The organism is Rhodococcus koreensis (assembly GCF_900105905.1).
In the GTDB taxonomy this organism is placed as follows: Bacteria; Actinomycetota; Actinomycetes; order Mycobacteriales; family Mycobacteriaceae; genus Rhodococcus_F; species Rhodococcus_F koreensis.
Genome location: NZ_FNSV01000005.1, coordinates 728986 through 752001, shown reverse-complemented (window position 1 = coordinate 752001; position 23016 = coordinate 728986). Strand labels below are relative to the sequence as shown.

General features: G+C 65.4%; 22 protein-coding genes and 4 pseudogenes. 9 read left to right on the top strand and 17 right to left on the bottom strand.

Annotation, left to right across the window (positions count from 1 at the left end):
* Positions 1 to 73 precede the first annotated feature (73 nt).
* Both BLV94_RS08050 and BLV94_RS08045 read left to right on the top strand, forming a co-directional pair.
* A complete protein-coding gene (locus tag BLV94_RS08050; RefSeq protein ID WP_371851625.1) occupies positions 74 to 454 on the top strand; it encodes a WhiB family transcriptional regulator in 381 nt (126 codons plus the stop codon).
* Positions 455 to 518: 64 nt separating this feature from the next.
* Positions 519 to 1154, top strand: a complete 636-nt coding sequence (locus tag BLV94_RS08045; protein ID WP_072951512.1) for a phosphate signaling complex PhoU family protein — start codon at positions 519 to 521, stop codon at positions 1152 to 1154.
* A gap of 839 nt (positions 1155 to 1993) precedes the next feature.
* Here the strand turns inward: BLV94_RS08045 and BLV94_RS08040 are convergent.
* The 9 genes and pseudogenes from BLV94_RS08040 to BLV94_RS08005 form a co-directional block, all read right to left on the bottom strand.
* Positions 1994 to 3073 (bottom strand): IS110 family RNA-guided transposase, encoded by a 1080-nt coding sequence (locus BLV94_RS08040; protein ID WP_244163556.1) that lies wholly within the window; start codon positions 3071 to 3073, stop codon positions 1994 to 1996.
* Between the two features lie 111 nt (positions 3074 to 3184).
* Positions 3185 to 3352: pseudogene (locus BLV94_RS08035) on the bottom strand (MFS transporter); the annotation flags it as partial.
* A gap of 344 nt (positions 3353 to 3696) precedes the next feature.
* Positions 3697 to 4329 (bottom strand): DUF2267 domain-containing protein, encoded by a 633-nt coding sequence (locus BLV94_RS08030; protein ID WP_072950006.1) that lies wholly within the window; start codon positions 4327 to 4329, stop codon positions 3697 to 3699.
* Positions 4330 to 4427: 98 nt separating this feature from the next.
* Positions 4428 to 4970, bottom strand: a complete 543-nt coding sequence (locus tag BLV94_RS49465) for a hypothetical protein (protein WP_167372114.1) — start codon at positions 4968 to 4970, stop codon at positions 4428 to 4430.
* Positions 4971 to 5076: 106 nt separating this feature from the next.
* Positions 5077 to 5442, bottom strand: a pseudogene (locus BLV94_RS47855) (CorA family divalent cation transporter); the annotation flags it as partial.
* A 113-nt stretch (positions 5443 to 5555) separates the two neighbouring features.
* Positions 5556 to 6344 carry an ATP/GTP-binding protein gene (locus BLV94_RS08020; RefSeq protein WP_072950001.1) on the bottom strand — a complete coding sequence of 263 codons (789 nt, stop codon included), beginning with the start codon at positions 6342 to 6344 and terminating at the stop codon, positions 5556 to 5558.
* 26 nt (positions 6345 to 6370) lie between these two features.
* Positions 6371 to 7996, bottom strand: coding sequence for an MFS transporter (locus tag BLV94_RS08015; protein WP_072949998.1), 1626 nt, complete (start codon positions 7994 to 7996; stop codon positions 6371 to 6373).
* A gap of 71 nt (positions 7997 to 8067) precedes the next feature.
* On the bottom strand, positions 8068 to 8808 hold the full coding sequence (locus tag BLV94_RS08010; RefSeq protein WP_072949996.1) for an AAA family ATPase: 741 nt from the start codon (positions 8806 to 8808) through the stop codon (positions 8068 to 8070).
* Positions 8801 to 9826: an AvrD family protein gene (locus BLV94_RS08005; RefSeq protein ID WP_072949993.1), complete on the bottom strand. Its 1026-nt coding sequence runs from the start codon at positions 9824 to 9826 to the stop codon at positions 8801 to 8803. Before BLV94_RS08005 ends, BLV94_RS08010 begins: the two co-directional genes overlap by 8 nt.
* 313 nt (positions 9827 to 10139) lie before the next feature.
* Here BLV94_RS08005 and BLV94_RS48585 point away from each other — a divergent pair, with 313 nt between their 5' ends.
* The 3 genes and pseudogenes from BLV94_RS48585 (at position 10140) to BLV94_RS49455 (ending at position 11946) form a co-directional block, all read left to right on the top strand.
* Positions 10140 to 10415 carry a hypothetical protein gene (locus BLV94_RS48585; RefSeq protein WP_143051370.1) on the top strand — a complete coding sequence of 92 codons (276 nt, stop codon included), beginning with the start codon at positions 10140 to 10142 and terminating at the stop codon, positions 10413 to 10415.
* 740 nt (positions 10416 to 11155) lie between these two features.
* A pseudogene (locus BLV94_RS50735) lies at positions 11156 to 11539 on the top strand (cutinase family protein); the annotation flags it as partial.
* Positions 11428 to 11946 (top strand): nuclear transport factor 2 family protein, encoded by a 519-nt coding sequence (locus BLV94_RS49455; protein WP_255315049.1) that lies wholly within the window; start codon positions 11428 to 11430, stop codon positions 11944 to 11946. The pseudogene BLV94_RS50735 and the gene BLV94_RS49455, both read left to right, overlap by 112 nt.
* 155 nt (positions 11947 to 12101) lie before the next feature.
* Here BLV94_RS49455 and BLV94_RS50730 read toward each other — a convergent pair.
* Both BLV94_RS50730 and BLV94_RS07975 read right to left on the bottom strand, forming a co-directional pair.
* Positions 12102 to 12507, bottom strand: a pseudogene (locus tag BLV94_RS50730) (vWA domain-containing protein); the annotation flags it as partial.
* Between the two features lie 309 nt (positions 12508 to 12816).
* Positions 12817 to 13545: a CBS domain-containing protein gene (locus BLV94_RS07975; RefSeq protein ID WP_143051368.1), complete on the bottom strand. Its 729-nt coding sequence runs from the start codon at positions 13543 to 13545 to the stop codon at positions 12817 to 12819.
* A gap of 406 nt (positions 13546 to 13951) precedes the next feature.
* Between BLV94_RS07975 and BLV94_RS07970 the strand changes: the two genes are divergently transcribed.
* Positions 13952 to 15508, top strand: coding sequence for an IS1634 family transposase (locus tag BLV94_RS07970; protein ID WP_072937935.1), 1557 nt, complete (start codon positions 13952 to 13954; stop codon positions 15506 to 15508).
* Between the two features lie 23 nt (positions 15509 to 15531).
* On the opposite strand, the gene BLV94_RS07965 is transcribed toward BLV94_RS07970, so the two are convergent.
* Positions 15532 to 15870: a hypothetical protein gene (locus BLV94_RS07965; RefSeq protein ID WP_143051367.1), complete on the bottom strand. Its 339-nt coding sequence runs from the start codon at positions 15868 to 15870 to the stop codon at positions 15532 to 15534.
* A 577-nt stretch (positions 15871 to 16447) separates the two neighbouring features.
* On the opposite strand from BLV94_RS07965, the gene BLV94_RS07960 reads away from it, so the two are divergent.
* From BLV94_RS07960 to BLV94_RS07950, 3 genes are all read left to right on the top strand, one after another.
* A complete protein-coding gene (locus tag BLV94_RS07960) occupies positions 16448 to 16783 on the top strand; it encodes a hypothetical protein (RefSeq protein WP_072949983.1) in 336 nt (111 codons plus the stop codon).
* A 21-nt stretch (positions 16784 to 16804) separates the two neighbouring features.
* A complete protein-coding gene (locus tag BLV94_RS07955; protein ID WP_072949981.1) occupies positions 16805 to 17038 on the top strand; it encodes a hypothetical protein in 234 nt (77 codons plus the stop codon).
* Positions 17039 to 17178: 140 nt separating this feature from the next.
* Complete coding sequence (locus tag BLV94_RS07950) at positions 17179 to 17577, top strand: hypothetical protein (protein ID WP_244163555.1); 399 nt, start codon at positions 17179 to 17181, stop codon at positions 17575 to 17577.
* 527 nt (positions 17578 to 18104) lie between these two features.
* On the opposite strand, the gene BLV94_RS07945 is transcribed toward BLV94_RS07950, so the two are convergent.
* The 5 genes from BLV94_RS07945 to BLV94_RS07925 form a co-directional block, all read right to left on the bottom strand.
* Positions 18105 to 18734 (bottom strand): hypothetical protein, encoded by a 630-nt coding sequence (locus BLV94_RS07945; RefSeq protein WP_244163554.1) that lies wholly within the window; start codon positions 18732 to 18734, stop codon positions 18105 to 18107.
* Positions 18735 to 19439: 705 nt separating this feature from the next.
* A complete protein-coding gene (locus BLV94_RS07940) occupies positions 19440 to 20087 on the bottom strand; it encodes an RES family NAD+ phosphorylase (RefSeq protein WP_072949974.1) in 648 nt (215 codons plus the stop codon).
* Between the two features lie 3 nt (positions 20088 to 20090).
* Positions 20091 to 20711, bottom strand: a complete 621-nt coding sequence (locus BLV94_RS48575; RefSeq protein WP_072949971.1) for a hypothetical protein — start codon at positions 20709 to 20711, stop codon at positions 20091 to 20093.
* 232 nt (positions 20712 to 20943) lie between these two features.
* Positions 20944 to 21213 (bottom strand): hypothetical protein, encoded by a 270-nt coding sequence (locus BLV94_RS50725; RefSeq protein WP_072949969.1) that lies wholly within the window; start codon positions 21211 to 21213, stop codon positions 20944 to 20946.
* A 1259-nt stretch (positions 21214 to 22472) separates the two neighbouring features.
* A complete protein-coding gene (locus tag BLV94_RS07925; RefSeq protein ID WP_072949965.1) occupies positions 22473 to 22820 on the bottom strand; it encodes a hypothetical protein in 348 nt (115 codons plus the stop codon).
* Positions 22821 to 23016 lie beyond the last annotated feature (196 nt).

Here is a 23016-nt window from a genome sequence, read left to right as displayed (position 1 = left end):
GTAACCGATACCCGTCACCATGGAAAGGCTTCCTGGCGTGCGGATCCGTCTCGACGGCTCTCATGCTTCGGGAATGGAAGGAACCGCTGTGTTGCCCGTAGGACCCGCATCGCCGCCCGCCGCGGAGATCACCCCCGGTGACCGGGACTGGCGAGAGGACGCCGCGTGCCGCGGCATCGAATCGTCGGTGTTCTTCTCCCCGGACGGGGAACGCGGTCAGGCCCGGGCCCGACGCGAAGAACGGGCCCGGCGGATCTGCGAGGACTGCCCCGTGCTCGGCCGGTGCCGCGACCACGCCCTGGCCGCGGGCGAACCCTACGGAATCTGGGGCGGCATGACCGAGACCGACCGCAGACGGCACGCCCACCGGCTACGCCGCGGCGAGCACCGGCCTCTCACGCCGCGGCACGCGCGACCGGCGTCCGCCGGCACCGGCGACGCGACCTCCTGGTAACTATTCGGGACGAGCGCGGAAGCCCGGCGCCCGGCTTCCGGCGGGGTGCACGATGATGATGCGTATGCGGATGAAGTTTCACGAGCAGCTCGACGACCTGACCGACCGGTTGGCGTCGATGTGTCATCTGGCCGGGGAGGCCATCGAGACGGCCACCGACGCTCTCGTGCGGGCCGACCTTCCGCAGGCGGAGCTGGTGTTCGACCTTACCGAGCAGAAGCAGTTACACGGTCCGTGCGAGGAGCAGGCGCTGGCGTTGCAGGCCCCGGTCGCCCGGGACCTGCGCCAGGTCGTCACCGGGGTGCATCTCGTGTCGGATCTGAGCCGAATGGGCGGGCTGGCGCAACACGTCGCCGAGAGCGTGCGCCGCCGGCACCCCGACCACGTCGCCTCCGGGGAGGCGGAGGAATTGCTCGCCCGGATGGGGCGGGTGGCCGGTGCGTTGGCCGGCCTCGCCGAACAGGTCCTCCGCACGCATGATCCCGGACTGGCCGCCGAGCTCGGCAGGCGCGACGACGAGCTCGACGACCTGCACCGACGACTGCTCACCCTGATCCAGGACCCGGCCTGGACGGGCAGCATCACCGCCGCGGTCGATGCGACCTTGTTGGGCCGCTTCTACGAACGTTTCGGCGACCACACCGTCGTGGTCGGGCGCCGGGTGATCTTCCTCGTCACCGGCGAACAGCTGAGCCCGTAGACGGACACACACTCGGAGGCGCGGTGGTGGTGTCCGCCGCGGGGCGCCCCGCGGCGGATACCCGAGATGTCCGACCCGCCCGCCCGCCGCACCCTCGTCGGCAGCACCGGTGACGAGTCGATCCGCGGCATTGCGGTGGGCCGCGGGGCGCGCGTAGATTGAGATTCGCGGATCGAGAGAGTCATCGGTAACGGTGAAAAACTCGAGAAGCAGAGATCCGGCCGAGAATGCGAAAGCATTCCCGGCCGAACCCCTGTCTGGGGCATGTCCCGTGACTTCCCGGTGTTCAGTACTCGGGGACGTTCGCCACCCTTCCGCCTCGGCACGCGGCACGCAACGCAACGTACAAAGAAGATTGCGATGGCATTTCTGTCGAAAGCCAAGTACCCCTAGCTACCTGATATGTACGCCGGTTTGTCAAGGGCGCAGGGTGAGGCGGCGTCCAGGACCGTCGTCGTGGGCGCCGCCTCTGTGGGCCCGGTCGATCTGGGTGGTGGCGAGCGTGTCGGTTTCGACGCGTGGTCAACTCTGATATGCGCGGGTTGGGTACCGCAGGACGGTTGTTCGGCTGGAGTGGGTCGCTGTCTAGTGTCGAGCGTGATCCCAACGCGCAGTTGAGGATTGCTCATAGGTAGCTCGCGGATCACTCCCAGGCGCTGCCGTCACCACCGCGTGATTCGTCCGGACGTTGTGGGTTTTCCGTTCCGGCCCTTGCTCGCCGGTCGTCGGCGATGAGGGGCAAAGTGGAGTCCCCGCAGCGCAGCGAGGAGAACCGACCTTGCCACCCGACGAGTGGACGACCATACTCGCAACCGGATGCGGAACGGGGAACCGGCTTTTCAGGTATCCAGCATGGCCAGCGACCAACACCAGCCGGCGAGTTCGCGGGCGATCGCGGTATTGGCCAGCGTGGGGCGTTTACGACGGGCGTCGAACCCGGCCCAGCGGGCGTGCAGGCGCCGGTTTGCTTGCTGACCGCGAGCCCGAGCCGCAGGACTGGCCTGCTCCCACCGGCGCCGCAGATCCGCTCCGGGACGATACCGGGGTCGATGGTGCCAGGCGGCCTCGACCAGAAGCCGCCGCGCGTGGCCGTTGCCGGTCTTGGTGATCGATCCCTGCGAGCGCGTCGCGCCGGATGAGTGTTCGGTGGGCACGAGCCCGAGGTAGGCGCCGATCGAGCGTCCGGTCAGGCGCTGCCAGTCGCCGATCTCGACGGCCAGCCCGAACGCGGTCAGCGTGGACACGCCGCGCAGGCAGCCGAGCCGAGTCACCACCGGGGTGTAGTCGCTGTCGGTGGCCATCGCCGCGATCGCCACATCCAGCCGATCCCGCCGGTCCACCGTCGCGAGCATGGTGTCGTAGGCGGTCTCGTACGCCAGCTGCAGACCGGGTGCGTCGAAGTGCTGGGTGCGTAACCAGGTGTCGTGCACCTTCGTCCACGCGTGGCCACCGTAGTAGACGATGCCGTGCCGCAGAAGTAGTTTCGACACGCGGTGGCGGGCCGCCATGAGATCCCCGCGACAGTCCTCACGGGCACGGACCAGATCACGGGCCGCCTCCTGCTCGACGCTGGGCACCGCCACCTCGACGATCTGCCCGAGGTGCAGCAGTCGGGCCAGATGCCGCGCATCGCGCGCGTCGTTCTTGACCCGGTCGCCGGGCGGGCGCTGCAGCTTCGACGGTGCCGCCACCAGACATTCGATGCCCGCCGTGGCCAGGAACCGGGCGAGCCCGAATCCGGTAGGTCCGGCCTCGTACGTCACTTTCACCGGATCCGGCAGCGACCGGATCCACTCGAATATCTCGCGATGAGCGGGCGTCAATCGGCGCTCGAACAGCTCACCGGTCCGACCGTCGAGACCGCACGCGACCACCGATCGTGCGTGCACATCCAATCCGATACTCGTACGCTGATTCATTGCTGGGGCCTCCCACATCTGTGGCTCTACCGGCCAGGACCCGTTTCCTGTCCGGCAACCCCACGTTCACATGTGGGAGGCCCCAGCCCAAGCCCCTCATATCGTCTAGTCGGTGAGGTTGTCCATGTGCAGGGCCGCGATGACGGCGGCGATGCCGATGAGCACCAGGTACACCGCGCAGACGATCTGTGGGCTGCGGTTGCCCCAGGTGGCGATGACGAGCAGGCCGATCAACTGGATGGCCGGGACGCCGATGTTCCCGCCGGAACCGTCCCGTCCGGTCTTGCCGTCGCCGTGCCCGGGTGCGTCCGTCATCGTGCCGATCGTCGGCGTTCACAATGACGCAGCACAGCAGTCACCGTGCCGACTAGCCCGTCAGCCTGCCGACGAACGGCGACACCTGCGTCCGCAAATTCCGTGACGCCATCGTCTGCATCCTCAGCGACGGCCAACATGCGTCTGCCGCGGTCGCGAAGGAACACGTCCCAGTGGTCGTTCGTATCGCCCTCCACGAGGTGGGACGCAGGGAATCGAACACCACGTAGTTGCCGCCGTCCGACACCTTCGCACCCCACGATGCCCCGGGCGTCTGGTTCTCGAGGGCCGGCCGACAACAGGCCGGGCTATCTCTTGGACGTGCCCGCCACCATGAGGATTCGGTGCGCTTCCTGAGCCGCCTTTGCCGCCCGGCTACGGGGCGGTTCCTCCGTCGGGAGTTCTTCGAGGCCGTGGGCCAATGCCGACACCGCGTCGGTCAGCGCCTGCAGCCTGTCCTCGACGGCGTTCAGCCGGAGATGTTCGGCGGAGGTGCGCGGCGCGGCGGCCGGGGTGGGGGTTCCGTTCACGAGTTCGCCGCGGAGCCCGGTCGGCATCTGCGCGAACACATGGTCGAGTTGCCCGGGCGAGAACAGCGCACCCAGCCCGGCGGAGATGGCACCGGCGGTGGCGGGGACGTCGGCCGGGCTGATGCCGCCCTCGTAGGCGAACAGGGTGGTGAACCCGGTGGTGTCGTAGCGGATCGGCACCTTGCTCGGTACCCAGCCCTCGAAATAGACTCCGCGCAGCAGCTCGGGCAGCTGGGCGGCGAGATGCACCGCACTGTCCACGGTGAGTCGGTCGCGAACCAGATGCAACCATGCCCGCAGCACCCGGTAGGTGTAGTTGCGGTCCTCGGTCCCGAGTCGCTCGGCGACAACCTTCAGCCACTCGTGCGCCGTGTGCTGGGCGTGCGCGAGAGGGTCGTTGTGGTGCGTCATGAGATTCCTCCTGCAGTGTCAGGCCTGTCACCCATGATCGTCCGCCCCGATGGTCGCCAACAGGGGTGAAGGACGTCCACTGCGGGGCAGTGTCCGGCTTAGCGCACATCGGGTGGACGGTGAGCAGCCGTCAGGCGGTCGAGGGCCGGCCGAGGACTCGGTCCCACCAGTCGGCGAGAGCGGGCCGACGCCGCCGCCGAGATCGAGCAACTCCGCGACCAACTCGACACCGCAGTTGATGACCGGGCCAATGCCGATGCCGCCGCCCAAGCTGCGGAAACGGCCGCGGAGGAGGTTGCTACGACGCTCGCCGCCGTCCAGCGTGAGCACGCCGAGCAGGTGCAGGCTCTGGAGGCGGCACGCACCGGGAGGAGCTGGCGGCGCTCGCCGCCGAACACACCGAAGTCCTCGACCGATGGCGGCAGCAGATGGATGCCGCTGAAACCGAGCACCGCGAGAAGACGGCCGAACAGCATCAACTCATCGACGGGCTGCGTACCCGAATCACCGAGCTCGGCGAGGAGGTCGGGGCGGTCCGAGGTGAGGCCGAGCGGGCCGCCGTAGCGTCCGTGGCCACGATCGGTCGCCTCGATGCAGACCTCGCCGAAGCGCGGGCGGAACTCGCCGCTTCCCGCACCCAAGCCGACGCCGCCACCGAACGCGCAGATGAACAACGCGCGGAACTCGCCGAAACACGAGGGCGCGCACCCGCGAGGAAGAGCGAGACACAAGCAGGGGGACCGCCGGCAACTTCGGTGCCTGTTCCATGCGATGGCGCACCATCCCCAGATCCGGGGATTCCGCGTGGCGGATGGTGACCACGAAATCAGGGCCGACGAAGACGTGGAGTTCCCCGAACTCGACCTTCTCGACGTCGTCGAGGTAGCAGGGCCAGCCGCAGCACCACGAACTAGATGGTGTCGTAGCGTTCGAGTTTGGCGCGTTGGTGGGCGGTGATGGCGTCCTTGACCGCCAGGTGGTGCAACGCGAACTCACGGAGCCTGATCCAGGCCATCCCCTCCTTCTCCCGCAGGATCTCGTAGGTGCTGTCGAGCGTTTCCGGGGTCGCGGCCCGACCCCTCCCACATGCACCACGTTGTCCACGACGGTCATGTCCACTCCCTGCCTCCGGCCGAGTGCGCCGCACCACCCACAACGTGACCGCGGTGACCTGACGTCACGCGTAGGTGTCGACGCGAGACAGCCCGAGCGGCCTGGCTATCGGACTAGTAGCGCATCGCGAAAGCGATCTGCTTGGCGACGGACTTCTTCCGCTGCGCGGCTTTGAAGCGATCGTCTTCCACCAGGATCGCGGTGGCGGTCGCCACTCGTTTCTCGGCCTCGTCGACGGCGTCGTCCACGGGGACGGCGAGGTCCATGTCGAAGATCTCGACAATCCTCGAAACCCGTTCCTTCACGGTTCCACCCACGATGTAGTAGGGGATGCCGATCTCCTTCAGTGTCTCTACGAGCAGGTCGTCGGACAGCTTTCGAAACGGCTCGGACACCGGCCGGTGCCCGTCCGGTCGGAGAGGAAACTCGACGGGGAGGTGAATGTAGGCGTCGTAGAGCCACCCGGCTCGGGCTTTCACGACGTCGCCGAAAACGCTCATGTACTCGCGGGCCGGCCTCTTCTTGCCGAGGCCTGCCGCAGCCTTGACGGCACGGAGCGCCCAGTTCGCCCCTGGATTGATTCCGACCTTCAATCGGGCTGCTCCGTACACCCACTCGTGGATGACCGAGCCGTCGGAGATGAAGGAATGCTCACCCGATTCGTTCTGAACTCGCTCCTCGAACCGGCGCAGGCCCAGCTGCAGCAGTTCGGTGGAGTTGAGTTCCATGACGGTTTTACCCGGCGCGAGATCGACGAGGAGTTCGCGTGAGGTGAGCGCATGGGTTCGAGGGATACCGGTGGCGATGGAGAGAGCTTCGGTGGTCGTGCTCTTCCCTGTCGAGTAGGTCCCGGAAATTGCGAGCCGCATGGTCGGTGTGCGCCGGCCGTCGATGGTGAACATGGTCGGTTCTCCTCTGCAAGGGGATGTCATCGTCTCTGCTCGACGTCGACCAGCGGAATCTGCTCGACGGGATCGGTCTCGTCTCGGATGATCATCGGGTGCGTCAGTGCGGCCGCGTCGAGATCTTTCCGACGGATCGCCACGAATGCGATCACCGCCGACGCTGCTGCGAAGATCGCGGACAGGAGCATGACGTCGTGCAGGCCGTCGACGAATGCCGTCAGCGCCGCTTCGCGGACCGTGTCGGCGATGAATTCGGGAACGCTGTCGGCGACGGCGTTGACGCCCCCCGCCGCGATGGCGTCGCCCGCTTCGGACGACCTGTCGCCGAGCATCCTTCCGGTCGGGGAGTCGACGAAGTCGGCCGCGACCCGGTTCTGGAACAGGGCACCGATCGCCGCGATTCCGACTGCCAGGCCTACCTGCTGGAAGGTCTCGTTCACGCCGGACGCCATGCCGGCCTTGTCGGGGGTGGTGACGGCGATCGACAGTGCAGCCCGCACGGGGTTGAACAAGCCCATGCCCAGACCGACCAGGAGCATTGCCGGGACGAGCACGGGCCAGGCGGTGTCGGTCCGGATGAGGAGGACGCAGAGCAGTCCGGCAGCGATGAACAGCTGCGACACCCCCATCAGGATGCTCGGCCGGACGCGGGTCACGAGGGAGCCGGCGGCCGCGGCGGCCACGCAGAGCAGCAGTGTGAGTGGAAGGCAGCGAAGACCGGTCGCGAAGGCCGAGAACCCCAGCACGTTCTGCAGGTAGGAGATCATCAGGAACAGCGCCGCCATCGTCGACGCAGCGCACAGTGCGGTGACCGCGGACAAGCCGTTGAAGGACGTGTTGCGGAAGAGGCTGAGCTGGAACATGGCTCGGTCTCTCCGGGTGATCTGGATGACGACGAAGACGACACCGAGGGCCACGGCGAGGGAAAAACAGGTGAGCACTCGACCGCTTGACCACCCGTCCGCCTGGCCGCGCAGGAACCCGAGCACCAGGAAGAACAGTCCGGTGGAGAAGGTGATCATTCCGGCGATGTCGAGTGGTGGCGGGGTTGCGCTGCGCGACTCTCGCATCCTCGCGAACCCGATGGCGAGCGCGACGACGGTGAGTGGCACGTTGATGAGGAAGATCCAGCGCCAGCTGAACGTGTCGGTCAAAAAGCCCCCGATCAGTGGACCGAACGCGATCGCGAGTCCTGCCACCGCACCGAACACGCCGAACGCCTTTCCGCGGTCACTGCCGCGGAACTCGTGTCCGATGAGGGCGGGGCCTACCGCGAAAAGCACTCCGCCGCCGATTCCCTGGACCAGCCTGCCGACGATGAGGACCGTGTCGGTGGGGGCGAGACCGCAGGCGAGCGAGGCCAGTACGAAGATGACGAGGCCGCCGTCGAACACCTTCTTCCGGCCGACTCTGTCGGCGAGGGATCCGGCCGCGAGCAGGAATGCGGCCAGCCCGAGGGCGTAGGCGTCGAGTATCCATTGGAGCGAGGAGAAGGAGGAGTCGAATTCCTTTCGGATGGTGGGCAGGGCAACGTTCGACACCGTGAGATCGAGCATGAGCATGAAGGTGGCGATCGATACGACCGTGAGTGTCCATGTCGCGTTGCCGGATTTCTCGTCTCGTGGGTCGCCCTCGAATGCCGTGGACATAGGGTGGTCTCCTGCCTGTCTCGGTGAGATGTTCGTATCGTGGGCGCGTGATGTCGTTCCGGCTCGACCCGTCATCTCGCCTCGACAACCGGGCGTGTCGCTCGAGCCGCGCCCATTCGGGGTGTCGTCGGGCTCGCCGACCTCGCGAGGGCCTCGGCGACCGCGTCTGCGACGGGAACGCGGTGGTCGAGTCCGTAGAACCCGGTCACCCGCGTCAGGATGTCCTGGAGGGATCCGCCGACGACCACGTACGGTGTGTTCAGACGATGGATGACGTCGATCAACAGTCGGTCCGAAGTGCGTCGTCGCTCGCCCGCCTCCGCTGTGTCGTCGTCGGGTAGGGGGCGACTGTCGATGGGGAGGTGGATGATTCCGTCGTACACCGTTCGCGCACGTCGTACCAGGATGCCTTCGAGCGCCCGGGCGTAACGCCGCATGAAGATCCGGTCCGGTGTGTGCTTGGCCCACTGCATCGGGTGCCGGGCGCGTTCCCTCGCGGTTGTTCGGCTACCCAACACCTGTGCGCTGATCTCCGCCCACTCGTTCAGGACGGACCCGTCGGAGACGAAGCCGGGGAGGGCGGATTCGTTGTGCACTCGCGCCTCGAACGAGCGCAGGCTGGCGCCGACCATCGACGCCGGGACCCGCGCGGAAGCCGGCCCGCCGCCGGGTCGAGTCGGCGGCGATTGCTCTGCGCTGTCGAAGCTGGTTCGGGGCAACCCGGTCAGAATCGAAAGAGCCGCGGCCACAGTGCTCTTTCCCGTCCGCGGCGCCCCGGTGACGGCCAGTTTGAGGTGCCTGGTGTCACTCATGCGCGGCCCTCTCTCGCCGGGCGGGCAGCTGATGGCACAGCAGGAATGATCCGGTGACGCCCTGGAACTCCCTGCCGGCGATCTCGACGCTGCGCCACCTGTGTCCGGCGCGCTCGACCACGTTGGAGCGTCGTATCTCGGCGGTCCCGGCGAAATCACCGTCGGTGGGCCGGATCGGTGACTCGGCAGTCAGTTCCAGCTTCCGCATCCACAGCGTGTTGCTGTTCGAGCGGTCCAGCGAATCCGCTGTGTAGAGCAAGATCTGCGCCAACTGTGCGGCGCCGAGCATCATGTCGATCAACGAGATCGAACCGGGATATCCGGATTCCGCACCGTAGTACTGCCCGCTCGCCTCGTGGTCGATGCGATGCTGTCCGGTGATGGAGGTGTTATCGGCGCTGACGACGATGTCGCGTCCCGACAGCGTGCGATCCTTGAATCCGTCGAGGTAGAAGTGCTTCCCGGGTCCGCGATGGACGTGATGGCTACTTCGGAATCTGTCTACTCCGGGCACCGCGAGCGGGCCGGACCCGGGTGGGTGTACCAGCACCAGTGTGCCTTTCAGCTCACCGACCTGAAAACTGAAGGAGGTCTGTACTGTATTCGCGTCGGGTTCGTCCTCGGTTACCCCTTCCACGACCGCTTCGACCGGGATGTTCTGCAGATCCTCGTGTGGCCTGGTTCCGCATCGCACCGTCGCCCGGCGGACCCAGATCTGGCCTGCCTCGGTGTCATTGAGGTCCCGGGTGTAGACGATTGCGAGTTCACAGATCGTCGCGGCGAGAACGAGGGTGTCGATGCTGCTGACGTGCGGTACCAGTTCCTTGCTGGACTTCTTCGACCAGTCCGAGGGATAGCGCAACGTGGCGGCGGCACTGTAACGCGCACCGACCTCCATCGAGCGTTCGATCGAGATATCCGACAGCGAGTGCTCGACTCGCTTGTAGCCGCAACCGAAGTATCTCCCGTTCCTGGGGCCCAGCGCGTGATCGTAGGATTGGAAATGACTGCCATTCATGATGATTCTCCTACAGCGTCAACTGCGGGTTCCGTGCGAGTGAGCATCAGGGCTTCCCAGTGATCCGACAGGTGATGTCGAGGTACCCGAAGACCGGAGTGCCCCGACCGTGAACACCTAGAAGCCTGATCCCCGTACTCGCAGGAATCACCCCACCCCAGGGTGTCGAGGAGTGCACCCTAGGGTTGCCTCTGGGAGGCGGGCGGCGATCGGTGGCAGGCGATAGAGAAACCCAAACTCAGCCCCACCAGGAAGCACACCTGGTCGAGCTGCACCGCGCCGGCCGGCACACCACTGTTGACGGTCGCCCTGTATGCAGACGAATCAGGGGTGTTCCGTCAACGAGCTTTCTGAAGAGCTCTTCGGTGGAGTTCACTTCCTCTGCCGGCTGTTCACAGAAAAGCGGATGCCCGACGGCAACCCGCTCCGTGGCAGGTCTGTCAGTGAGGTCAACGCCCGCGACGTCAGCGCGGAGTCACAAGCTGTGATCCGCTATGACCTGTACCGCACCTTTGCGGTGGACCGGGGTCCTGAGCGCATTGAATGCCGCGAGCGCGCCGCTGCTGGTGGGCAACTCGAACGAACCTAAGGTGCATCGGACACGCGCGATCTGGAGTCTGCAGACCTCGCGCAGGAACGCTAGCTCCACCGTGAAGGCACATGACCGCAACACCGCACGCGAGGTCGGTCTCGCCTGGGATTTCCATGGCGAGTGGAGCTCGGTGTGGTGTGGCGCTGGAAGGTGTGTGCGATCAATCCGGTCGAGTTCATAGCGCACGTGCCGTGTGTGGATTGTCGTGTCGGGGTGGTGGAGCAGTCTAGTCATCGATGCACGGATAGTGCTGATTTACAGTAGTTTTCCCGCCAGATAGGGCATCTCATCACGATGCCGTGGAAGGGCAGCGACAGTGTCCGCCGGTCATAGGTAGGTCTCTGAGGTTCCGGTCCCGTACTCATCGCCGGGCCCAAGGCTTACGCCCTCCTCCAGGCCGCATAACCAGCACGGCTCAGGGGATGGTGGAATTCGTGGTGGCGGCCTTTCTTCCGCCGCTGTTTGATTAATCGAGCGAAAAGCAGAAATCCGGCCAGAACCATGACGGGAATACCGAGTACAAGAAAACCCATTGCAGGTGCGGTCTTTCAACAGAAACAAATTGCGGGCGGACCACTTCCCAGTCTTCCTCGGCCGCCGCCGATGGGCTAGGCACCCAAGGGGTGAAGTCGAACAGCCCCTCACTGATCTCGATTCTTCACGGGTGGTCGGGTCTGCCCGCGGGGGTGCCGATCCTGAGCTGATCTCGTCTGAGCGAGTGCGAGGCTATGCGCTCAGCCCCGCTGACATCGGTTCCCGCCGATGCACTCACGTCGGCCACGAGTGTGCTGTCGGTGCTCAAACCGGCCACGGTGGTGGGTCAGGTTCTCAATGTCGCCACCGGGGTGACCGCTCTCGAAGTGCCGGGCATCCTGAACGACCTCACCGTGTTGCCGCAGAAGGTCGCCGCCCTCGCCGCCCTCGACGCCCACGGTGCCCATCAGGTGGCCGGGGAGTTGAACAACCAGTTCGCGCCGTTGGTGACGATGGCCGCGGCCGTGGATCTGCGCTGGGTCTCCCAGGTGCTGTCGGTCATCCCGGACCCCACCGGATACACCCAGATCGCCGCACTGGTGGTGTCGATCCTGGCGAACGTCGACGTCATCCGGCTGGCGGTGGTGGAGAAGCTCTATTCCGCATTCGGCCGCGGGAATTCCCGGCGATTCTCGACCTGCTCGCCGAGGACGTGCGCTGGGAACACTGGGCCGACGCATTCGCTCAACGCGCCGGCGTGCCCTGGCTCCAACAGCGGACCGGTCGGGCCGGCGCGGCCGAGTTCTTCCGCGTCGTCGGCGCATTCGAGATCGCCGAGTTCGCCGTGCTCTCGATCATGGCGGACGAGAGCCAGGTCGCCGCCGAGATCGCCATCGACGCCGCCGTCCCCGGCGGAGGCCGCTACCGCGACGAGGAACTACACCTGTGGACCTTCAACGGCGACGGAACGATCTCCCGGATGCGGCACTACGTCGACACCGCGAAACACATCGCCGCCGCCCGGGGCGAAGACACCACGAGGCCGCAACCGTGACACGCGTCGTGGATTGGACCTTCGGGGGGACGTGGCCTACGAGCCACGCCGTCCCGCAGCAGCGGCAGCCGAGAGTGGCGTAGCTGGTCGACGAATGCACGCAGCGGTCCTTCGAGGACATGCGCAATGTTCCGCAAGCCCAACCACAACACCAGCGTGGTGGGCGCGACCAGGACCGAGGCGGTGCCGGAGAAGGCCACCAGCCCGAGGTTGATCACCGCGGTCAGGTCGTCGGCGAAGGCCTCTTGGGCCACCGCTATCCGGGACGGCGGCACGTCGGTGGCCTGCATCGACAGGGACAGCTCGATCACCAGGATCACGATGGCCCGGTTCCGGGGCACCTTCTTGTCGGGCGGTGGGCCCGGCCAGCGCGACCGCCAGCAGCAGGCACACGACCATCCGGGCGACCGGGATGCGCCATTTCGGTCCGGGACGTTTCGGGGCGACCCGGTCGAGGAGTGCGAGGTTGGTGAACCGCAGCAGGTGCCGGTACCGCAGCCGCTGCACCAGCACGTACCCGACCGCGACCGCGAACGCGAACGCGGCGACGGCGAATAGCAGCCGGAACGGGGAAGCGAACTCGAGCCCGTGCGCCGCGTTCGCGTTCGGTGAAGGGCCGCGGGTGGGGGCGGCGGGCAGGCCCGCCCGGCCTCACGGGCCCAGGTGGTCGGGCGCGCCCGGGCCTGGCGGGCAAGGTTGGTGCGGCAGGATCATCGGGGTTTATTCTCAGAGCCAGCGCTCGCGCCCCAACACCGCGTACAGGGTGATGGAGGTGATCAGCATCGGGGCCAGCGCGCAGGGATACCCGCCGCCCCAGTGTAGTTCGGGCATGTGGTCGCAGCTCCTCTGGCGGCCCGGGTGCGACCCGCCCTAGTTGATGGTCGACAGCTGGGCATTCGTGATCCAGCCCACCACGGGTTCTTCATTCTTCCCGGAGGCACTGACGAACACGTCGTTGCAGCGAGGGATGGCGTTCATCTTGTCGCGGGCCTCACCGAGGTTTGCGCTCACCGAAACGAAACCGATGGCTCCGGCCAGCTCCTTGTACTCCGGGTGGCCCGTATCGCCCAGCATGTTGTGCAAAGTTTTGTCACGGAGCGCTCGTCCTTCCTGAAGAAGTGCATATTCATCGAGTAACGATTTGTGCAGAACGAAGTGGGCTAAGTCATTCTTGTCGAGGATCGGGATCCGATTTTTTCCGCTCACCTTGATCTTCTCCAGCAGATCCTCGAGTTTGACTCCAGAGCCGTCGGTATCGCCATCCGCCAGAGTGTGTACCACCATCTGTGACCGCGGAATCATCAATTCGGCGACCGCGGACGAGCGATTGAGCAATCCGGTGAGGCGCAGTGTCGACTCGGATGCCGCCTCGAAATTATCGCGTGCGAAGTAGAAGGCGAGCACGGTGCCCACCCATGTGCCGAAGAGGGGCAATACTGCACTGAATACGAGGCGGGCCACCTCCTCGCGGTTATCCGGTGCGGCATAGATGACCATCAGTACGCTGATTGCAAGAATTCCGGCGAAGCTGGGAAGGATAATCCAAAACGCCAGTTGGTCGCGGAAACGCGTATTGCCATATTTGGGTTGCTTCGCCACGATGTCTCCATGCGGTGGGTGGGGAGAATGCGCAGGGACGGATACTCGGGTCGGATGGGGGACCGGACTGGATTTTAGTGTCGTCACGGGAGGATTTGTGGCCACATCGGCAAACGTCGTAGCCATGCATGCGCCGTGGTCCGGGAGCAATCGGGGTGTCCCGGGGCAATGATGTAGGAGATCGGCTGGTCGAGGGTGACAATCCCTGCTGCGCAGGACATGTCACTTCACTATCGCGCTCCCAGTGAAGAAGGGCCGGCGCCGTGGTGCCGAGGCAGAAGACGGTCGCGTTCCCCCTGACTTGCACAGGTCGATGGGGATTTCCGGCTTCGGCTGGCGTTTGTGCTGGTAGTGGATTCGCGGGTCGGGGATATGGGGCACTAATCGGTCGGTAGGATCGCCGGTTGTGGCTGCCTATATCCGCAAGGTTCGGACCGCGTCGGGGGCGACGGCGGTGCAGATCGCCGCGAAGGACGGGGGCCGCCACAAGATCCTTGAGCACCTCGGTTCCGCCCACACCGAGGGCGAGTTGGCGGCACTGTTGCAGGCGGCCCGGGAAAAGCTGCAGGCCGGCCAGCAGGAACTCGACCTCGACCTCGGCGGTGGTGGGGAACGCGGATCGGTGATCGCGACGAAACGGTCCCGCTGGCTGATCGAGGCGATCGAGACCGGATGGCGACGCCTGGGTCTCGACGCTGTCGACGACGACGCGTTCTTCCAGCTGGTCCTCGGCCGGCTCGTCGAGCCGACATCGATGAGCGACACCAGCCGGGTCGTCGCCGAGATCGGCCTGACCCCGGCCCACCGCAACACCTACGCCAACGCATTGAAGCGTTGCGCCACAAACGATTACCGAGACCGGGTCGCGAAGAAATGTTTCGAGCATGCCGCCGCGACCGGCGGATTGAGCTTGGTGCTCTACGACGTCACCACGCTGTACTTCGAGGCAGAGAAGGAAGACGACCTGCGCAAGGTCGGATATTCGAAGGAACGCAGGGTGGATCCGCAGATCGTGGTAGGCCTGCTCGTCGACCGTACCGGATTCCCCCTCGAGATCGGCTGCTTCGAAGGGAACAAGGCAGAAACCCATACCATCGTCCCGATCGTCCGGCAGTTCCAGGCCCGCCACGACATCGAGGGCGTCGAGATGGTTGTCGCCGCCGACGCAGGCATGCTCTCCGCCGGCAATCTCAAGGACCTCGACGAGGCCGGACTCAAGTTCATCGTCGGGTCCCGCGTCACCAAAGCCCCCGCCGATCTCGCAAACCATTTCCATTGGAACGGAAATAGTTTCGCTGACGGACAGATAATCGATACGGTCACTCCCCGGCACGCGAAGAGTACCGTCAACAACGTCAACAAGCGCACCGAACCGGTCTGGGACGCGGCCGGACATCCGAAGTCCTGGCGGGCGGTCTGGCAGTACTCGAAACGACGGGCGGTCCGCGACAATCAGACACTCAACGCCCAGGAGGCCCGGGCCAGGGAGGTCGTCGACGGCGGCACAGCTCCGAAGTCGACGCGGTTCGTCAAGACCACCGCGGGCGGCCGCACCCTCGACACCGCATCTCTCGATCGGGCCCGATCATTGGTCGGGTTGAAGGGCTACGTCACCAACATCCCCGCCACACTGATGGACCCGGGCGAGGTGATCGGCAAGTATCACGACCTTTGGCATGTCGAGCAGTCGTTCCGCATGTCGAAAACCGACCTACGGGCGCGGCCGATGTTCCACCACACCCGCGACGCGATCGAAGCCCACCTCACGGTCGTGTTCACCGCGCTCGCGGTCGCCCGCTATCTGCAGGCCGAGACGGGAGTCTCGATCGGGCGCATCGTGAAAACCCTGCGCCCGCTACAAGAAATCAGCCTGACCATCGCCGGCCACCCCCACACCGCCGCCGACCCGCTCACCGTCGACGCCGCAGCCATCCTCACCTCGCTGGAACTACCGACACGTTGACCGGGGTACTAAAACTGTGCAAGTCAGGCCAGAGTGTGTACCACCATCTGTGACCGCGGAATCATCAATTCGGCGACCGCGGACGAGCGATTGAGCAATCCGGTGAGGCGCAGTGTCGACTCGGATGCCGCCTCGAAATTATCGCGTGCGAAGTAGAAGGCGAGCACGGTGCCCACCCATGTGCCGAAGAGGGGCAATACTGCACTGAATACGAGGCGGGCCACCTCCTCGCGGTTATCCGGTGCGGCATAGATGACCATCAGTACGCTGATTGCAAGAATTCCGGCGAAGCTGGGAAGGATAATCCAAAACGCCAGTTGGTCGCGGAAACGCGTATTGCCATATTTGGGTTGCTTCGCCACGATGTCTCCATGCGGTGGGTGGGGAGAATGCGCAGGGACGGATACTCGGGTCGGATGGGGGACCGGACTGGATTTTAGTGTCGTCACGGGAGGATTTGTGGCCACATCGGCAAACGTCGTAGCCATGCATGCGCCGTGGTCCGGGAGCAATCGGGGTGTCCCGGGGCAATGATGTAGGAGATCGGCTGGTCGAGGGTGACAATCCCTGCTGCGCAGGACATGTCACTTCACTATCGCGCTCCCAGTGAAGAAGGGCCGGCGCCGTGGTGCCGAGGCAGAAGACGGTCGCGTTCCCCTTTCGTGAAGCCGCTGAGCTTGCCGACAGCTGCTGGAAGGCACCGTCTTGGAATGGAACCCCCCACGGCCGTCAAGAACTCGCCGCGCAGGTCCTGGGAACGGTCCTGGTCGTCCGCGCTCCCGCCTTACCCGCACGTGAGCGGCGAAGCGTGCTCCACCCGGGTTTGGAATAGGTAGTGAGGGCACCCTGGCTCCGGTGACTCTCACCTCACCCCTTTCACCGACGACAGTCCGGCGAAGGGGCGACGGGAGGGTGCCCGTGGGGAGGAGAATGCCAACCATGAGCAGTATCGACGACGATGTCCCGCCGGCCCCCGACAGTGTCATCGAGCGCGTGGCTCCCATACTCCGTGCCGCTCTTCTCCGGGCCGAGAGTCGAGCCTCAGACCGCGCCTCGAAGGCTGTGACCGTGGAACACGAGGCAGCGGCCATCAAGGCCGTGAAGGTCGCACATGGGAACTTGAGCGCCTTCCTCGCGGCCGACACCGCGCATCCCGACGGCGCCACCTCTCAGATCGACTATTACCGCTTCGCCTATGCACTGATCGATCGGATCGCGGAGGCGCGCAAGGCCGGTGTCGACGTCCGGCTCGGCGAGATCGAGATCCGGCGCTGACGATGGTCAAATCTCGACCAGGTGGTGATCGGCATGATCCATCAAGACATCCGGGAGCAGGTCGCCAAGTTGCTGCGACTCGACCTTGCGACGGCCGGCCCCGACGAACTGGCCAAGCTGGACGACGCGACCGCGCTGGCGGAGGGGTCGACTTCGGCACCTGAACCGGCAGGCCAGGTGGCGATAAATGCACGTTGGGGCTCAACCCAGGCGCATCATGACTCCACGAGGAGGTGGTCGTTTGGAAGGGAATAGTGGCCATTCCGGCAGGACCGATCGCTCCCCGGGTAGCGTTCGCCCACGGATCGCCGGGGGTCGATCGCCGTCTACAACTCACCCACAGGGTTCTCCCCAGTTCCGTCCACGGGATACTTAGGTTGGATTACGATCCGTCGGTGACACTAGGTTCCGTCTCGATGGCCCTCCTGCGCTTGAACTACGGCATAGCGCAATTTCCTCTTCAACTGATCGAGGATGTCGGGATCTCCCGCCTCGACGAGCGGGCACCGCTGCGGCTGGCCTACGAGAACGTACTCGTCACCGTGGATCGCGCCGCTGCTCGTCTACTCGATGACGAATCCGCCGCTGCCCGCGCCGGTGCACTTCATCAGCGGACGGCCGTTGTCCGGTTCACACTCGCCCTCCAGCAGCGACGCGAGAGGCAGAGGCAGGAGGCCGAGCGAGTTGCCAGGACGGCACGTATGGACGAGTGGGTGCGACACCGCGAGAGGCTCCGTGACGCACAGGTGGTCTATCTCGTTGATCGCGGCGATGACCGGCCGACGACCAAGTAGTACCCCTCGTTTCAGCCCCCGCGGCCGGAGCGGCCGGTAGCCTCTGTGCTGGGCGGGCCACGGGATGCCGAGCGACTCGCACGATGATGTGCCGCGGCGCAGAATCAGGGCGTTCGGCGGCTGACCCACATTATGCACGCCATTGGAATCGGGCAGGGTTCGACCAACCAGCTGCACGCCGGCACGAGCGCCTGGTCGGCGCCCGGCCCGGAAGTACCGGCAATCCGAACACAAATCTGCACCAGGGTCTACCCAGCGGTCTCGCAGAGGCAATGGGCGGTTGGATAGCGTGAGCTCAAATACGTTGTTGCAGATCGTATTCAAAGTTCGAGGCGGCATAATGCCAATTATCCCCACTTTGGGAAGGCTTGGCTGCCAGCATATTTGGAGCACAACTCTGCCCAAGCGCCCGCGACCGCGACCGCTGCGGGCGCGGGACGAGCCGTATCGAGGACCAGTCCTTCGCGGAGATCGTCACCCATTCGATCGTTTCTGCGGGACGAATGCACTCGGGACAGCTCCGGTGTTCACCGGGGATCGTCAGGAACCGCCCACAGGCCCGGGCCGGTCCGTCGGCCGGTGGCGGGGATCAGTGTCCGTAGCCGGTCGGCGTCTTCGCTGAGTGCCTTCTGCAAGTGGGGTCGTACGTCCTCGGCGACGCCTGGTGGGAGTGTGCAGCCTTGGTGTACGAGGTCGGCGGTGTTCTCGATGAGCCGGACCGCTCGCACGAGGAGCGGTTCCGGCACCCAGACGTTGGGGAGGTCGCCGTCGTGTTCTCTGGTCAGGACGCCGAGGGTGGAGATCATCGACATCGCTGTCGCCGGCTCGTCGGGACCAATGGTGGCGCGGGCGAGGGCGGCGACCTCGACGAGGGCGGCGATTGTCGCACCGAGGGTGGGCAGGGGCATGGCGATGGTGCGGGGCAGTGTCAGCAGGTCGGCGCCGGGTGCCTCATCTTTGATGCTCAGGGCCAGTTCACGGGCGAGCGTGCGCAGTGCGTGATGATCGAAGTACTGACGGGCGGTGCGTTCGGTGATGTGCATCCGCTCTGCCACGGCGGCGACGCGTTCGGTGAGCAGGTCCTCGAGTCGGTCGGCGGGGACGGTCAGACCGATTCGTGCCAGCTCCTCACCGAGGGCGGAGGCCGTCGTCCTCACCCATGATGATGGTCGCGGCATCGGGGCCTCCTGATCTGAGCGTTCCACCACACCTGGTCTGTCTACCAGTTCGCCCACGGTGCGGTCGGCAGGCAGGCGACTGGAAACGTGACGCCTGGCCCGGACACGCCCAGAGGCCCGCTCTAGCCGGAGGTGCGTCGTTGCAGGTCACTGATCGATCGAGGCTTCATTCGCTCGATCTGTCCTGAAATCCGATGCCGCCGGTGTCGAGCCTTACGTTCAGTTTCCGGCCTCAGCGTGCGCGCGACGGGCCGCCTCGATCAGAGCTTCTGCGGCACGTTCGGCGCGCTTCGATTCGGTACGGCTCGTCGGCGTATCGGTGTAACCGGGTCGCGTCTCGAGCCCCGAGCAGCACACCGAGGTGCTTCGCCGTAGCCGGGTCGACGGAACCGAGGAGTACCCGACTGGATCGAACTACTCTCCGACAACGAAACCCCGGAATTGGCCTCGGTCGTTGGGCGGACTGAGCCAACTGCCGATGGCGGAGCGCAAGATGACGGCGAAGGACCTGGGCGAGATCACCGAAAACGATCCTGACGCCTACATCTCCGGTTTCCACTCGACGCCCTCTCCAGCGGCGTCCCGCTGGGCGTCGACCTCAACGCGATTCCCGCACCGAGAATCGAAGTTAGTAGCGGGTTGCCACCGTGGGTGGGAGGTCGTGGTGTCGGGAACAGGCGAATGTCACACGACTTTGTATCCGAGTTTGTCGGCGACGCCGGCGAGTCGGGTGGCGAGGGCCGGGTCGGTCAGCGCTCGTGAGGTGAGGGGAGCGGTAGGCATCGCGTCCTGCGCTCGGGAGAACAGGGCTGCGCAGAGGGCCCCGGTGAAGCGGCTGTTGTAGCTGATGCCGTCGAGATGAGGGAATGCGTCGACGATGGCGCGGGCCCACCTCTGGGTGTGGTCGTGTCCGGCGGTGGAGATGGCATAGGTTCCGCCGGCGCGGGTGGGCCAGTGGCCGGTGCTGTCGGTGGAGACGTCGAGGAGGTGCAGGGTGCGGGTGAAACGCAGGCCGGTCAAGTAGGGGATCTCGAATGCGCGGTCGATGGTCCGATCATTTTGGAACGCTTCGCCGAGCGCGGCACCGGGGTTGGTTGCGCCGTACCAGACGCCGTGCGTGGGGTGATGTCCGCGCGGTTGCGGGTGGGGATCGAATCTCAGCACAGGCCCGAAGGTGCGGAACGCGTTCCACGCCAGGGTGTGTACGGCGGTGGTGCGGTGCACCCGCCACCAGGTTTCGGTCGTATCGATGAGGCGGTATTCGTTCGGTCGGATTCCGATGGCGCGCAGTTCATCGGGCGACGGAGGCGGGGGGAGAGGGAGGATGGACATCCGTCAGGCGCTCGCCCATCTCTGCTGCTCCACGACGCCAGAGGCGGTCGCGATGTCCCCGCCCGAACGTAGCCAATGCAGGATGGATGCGGGCTTGCCCTCGTCGTCGCGGAGTTGGTCTTGCGGAGTGGTCAGGAGCCCTTCGACGGCCAGGGGGTGCAGCCCGGCGGGCAGGGCAGACAGGATCTTGTCCAGGCCGCGTACCAGGCCGGGTCGCGGTCCATCGGGTTCGAACTGTAGTGCCGGGAAGAGCCATTTCCCCTGGTCCTTGAGCGCCCATAGCGTGCGGTCGGCTACGCGCTGCCGGATCCGCGACGGATCGACCTCGAGGAGGGCGCTGACCTCGGCTGATGTGCGCGCGGTGCTCAGCAGGCGGGTGTAGGCGGCGACGTTGTCGAGCATCTTCCGCCGGTAGGCGTCCTGGTCTTCGCCGAAGTCGGCGGCGTCGTACATCGCGGCCTCGGCAGCGGGAAGGGCCACCGAGGCTTTGTGGATGGTGGGGAGCGCGTCGAGGGCGCGTTCGATGTCGAGTCGAGCCATCTTGATGCCGAACTTCTCGCTGAGTAGTTGCTCGAGCGGCTGAGTGCCGCCACCGGTGTCTCGCGTCTCGATGTCCGCCGCCATAATCACCAACTCCTCTCGTTACCTAACAGTGTAGCCGTGCGTTAGGGTCGGTGCACCCGGCCGGGCCAGGACTATGTGAACACTGGATTTTCTCGCCCGGTGCATCGAGGGAAGCTCACGGGTGTTGGCCCGGCCTTCTCGCACCCGTGAGTTGAGGGTGGATCACTGTGCCGGCGGAGCCCCCTGAGGTCCGCCGCGATGTCGGTGAGTCGCTCACGTGAGGGACGTGTCGTTACTGCTGGTCGAAGGGGAGTAGTGGCCGCAGTAGTTCGGAGGTCCGCAGCCCCAGCAGCGCGATCCGCAGACGTGTACAGGGGTCGGCGAGCACCTTCTCGGCAGTGAGGGGGAGCGGGGGCAGGTCGGTGCGGATGCGGAGGAAGTACAGCACCGCTCCGCCCGACCGCGGTAGAAGGAGGCCGCGGACGTCGTGGCGTCCGATCAGGTCCCGGCCTCGGTGTTGCGGGCGGGTGGATATCAGCCGCGTCGTTGATGCTGTGGACACCTTCCTACCCGAGTTCCATGACGCATTCGACGATGAAACTACCTGAGCGCAGGAAGAACCGGGTGACCATCGGGGCGGCTGGAACGGTACCGGCCATACGGCTGCGACTCGGTGTGGCGGGTACTGGCCGACTCTGGCCGCTCCATGTGGGCGTCCCGGTGCGATTCCTGGCGTGACCTGCAAGGTTCGGCGATCAGGCCACCGGAGATCCGATGCCTCGAGAATTGCTGCGGCGACGAGCTCCTGCGGTGGGAGGTTCACGCACGAGGTGCCGGCCGATCCATCCTGATCTTCACCCACGCCTGCCCCAGTCGTGAGCGTGGAATCACCCGGCCGGGGTGGTGGCTCACCGAAATCGATATGCTGACCGACATTCTGGCGGGCCGCGGCGTTGCCGACTACCACCCAGATGGATAATCGCCACCGGCCCCCTTGCCGAGGAGAAGGAACGGACACGTCGAATAGGTACTTGGTAACCGGTGCCGGTCACCAACTGGTGGGCCGCTCCCTGGAGGTGAGCGCGATGATCAATCCGTACTATGCGCTGGTGGCAGTGCTGACATCATTTCGGCAGTGTGGCAGGGCAATCTGGGAATCTGGTGATCCGCCAGTCTGCTCGCCGCGAGAGCGAACTCCGCCCGGGTGAGTGCCGCCGGGGTCTTCGGTGTCAGCCGAAGGCGCGGCGGCAGCGTTCGATCGTGCGCTGGACTCGCTGCCCCGGACGTGAGAGCACGCAGCATGCACATGCATCACACCTTGCTTGTGCTCAGCGCTCATCGCCCATCATGCGTGCTTCGCTCAATAGTGTTGAAGTGCAACACTAGTCATCGTCATTGCTTTCAACCCTCTTGAATTCCACTGCACTGCAGCATGAATGACGACTGGTATGCGGCAGTCGACCGACCCATGATGGTTCCACTCGACAGTTCCGCCACACTGGTCCTCCGCACGTTCATGAGTACCCGACCACAACGGAGTTCCGGCGATTATCTGGTACGACACCTACCGGAACCTCACGGGCGACCTCTGGGACGCCGTAGTCGGCGCGCGAGGGGGGCGGGCATACCCGAGCACATCATCTTCGACACCATGTGAAACACATGAATGACGGCAGGCCAGCCCCCGTGCCGCCCCTTGGAATGGTGCGCACGGACTCTTCAAACGCATCACACCGAGGCTTGGCACCCCCAAAGCTGGCCTACCATGCCCAAACGTACTGTCTGCCTGGGCTTTGTGGGAAGGGTTCACGGAAAGATACGTCAGGCTCGGTCGGTGTCCTTGGTATGCTGGCGACGCTCGAATCGTTCACGCTGCAGATCGAGAAGGGCGGCGCTTTCCGCATCCACGCGCTGATGTCGGCGCGGCATCGTGACACGGACCCCAGCGCTACGGCGGCGCATGTCTGCTGCTCGTGTGGCGGCGTACTCGTCACCGAGCAGGATGGCGGCGGCGTGATCGCAGGGAATGAGCAACTGCTCGTAGGCGGGGCGCATCGGCGCATGCTCGTCCAGCAGGGCTATCCCGACGTCCTCGACCAACTGCAGCGGGACGCGAGCCAGCCGGTAATTGAGCCGCAGGAGGGCCATCGAGAGGGCGCCGAGCGTCACCGACGGATCGTAACCCGACCGTAATGTCCTGCGGACGATCTGTGGAGAAGCCTGGGGATCGTGGGTGGGGACATCGATCGACCCCCTGGTTGCTGCCCCTCGGTGTGCGGGAGAGGCCAGATTTGCGGCCAGGGGATCGTTTCTACTCGGTCAAGGAAGGCTCAATCGCATCCGACCACCTCTTCTCGTGAATCGG

Coding starts and splice junctions, on each gene's coding strand:
- BLV94_RS07940 (WP_072949974.1), bottom strand. CDS start 20,087: ATGTCCATCCTCCCTCTCCCCCCGCCTCCGTCGCCCGATGAACTGCGC.
- BLV94_RS08040 (WP_244163556.1), bottom strand. CDS start 3,073: ATGAATCAGCGTACGAGTATCGGATTGGATGTGCACGCACGATCGGTG.
- BLV94_RS48585 (WP_143051370.1), top strand. CDS start 10,140: ATGCAGACGAATCAGGGGTGTTCCGTCAACGAGCTTTCTGAAGAGCTC.
- BLV94_RS08015 (WP_072949998.1), bottom strand. CDS start 7,996: ATGTCCACGGCATTCGAGGGCGACCCACGAGACGAGAAATCCGGCAAC.
- BLV94_RS08050 (WP_371851625.1), top strand. CDS start 74: ATGGAAGGAACCGCTGTGTTGCCCGTAGGACCCGCATCGCCGCCCGCC.
- BLV94_RS48575 (WP_072949971.1), bottom strand. CDS start 20,711: ATGGCGGCGGACATCGAGACGCGAGACACCGGTGGCGGCACTCAGCCG.
- BLV94_RS08005 (WP_072949993.1), bottom strand. CDS start 9,826: ATGAATGGCAGTCATTTCCAATCCTACGATCACGCGCTGGGCCCCAGG.
- BLV94_RS08010 (WP_072949996.1), bottom strand. CDS start 8,808: ATGAGTGACACCAGGCACCTCAAACTGGCCGTCACCGGGGCGCCGCGG.
- BLV94_RS08030 (WP_072950006.1), bottom strand. CDS start 4,329: ATGACGCACCACAACGACCCTCTCGCGCACGCCCAGCACACGGCGCAC.
- BLV94_RS08020 (WP_072950001.1), bottom strand. CDS start 6,344: ATGTTCACCATCGACGGCCGGCGCACACCGACCATGCGGCTCGCAATT.
- BLV94_RS08045 (WP_072951512.1), top strand. CDS start 519: ATGCGGATGAAGTTTCACGAGCAGCTCGACGACCTGACCGACCGGTTG.
- BLV94_RS07960 (WP_072949983.1), top strand. CDS start 16,448: ATGAGCAGTATCGACGACGATGTCCCGCCGGCCCCCGACAGTGTCATC.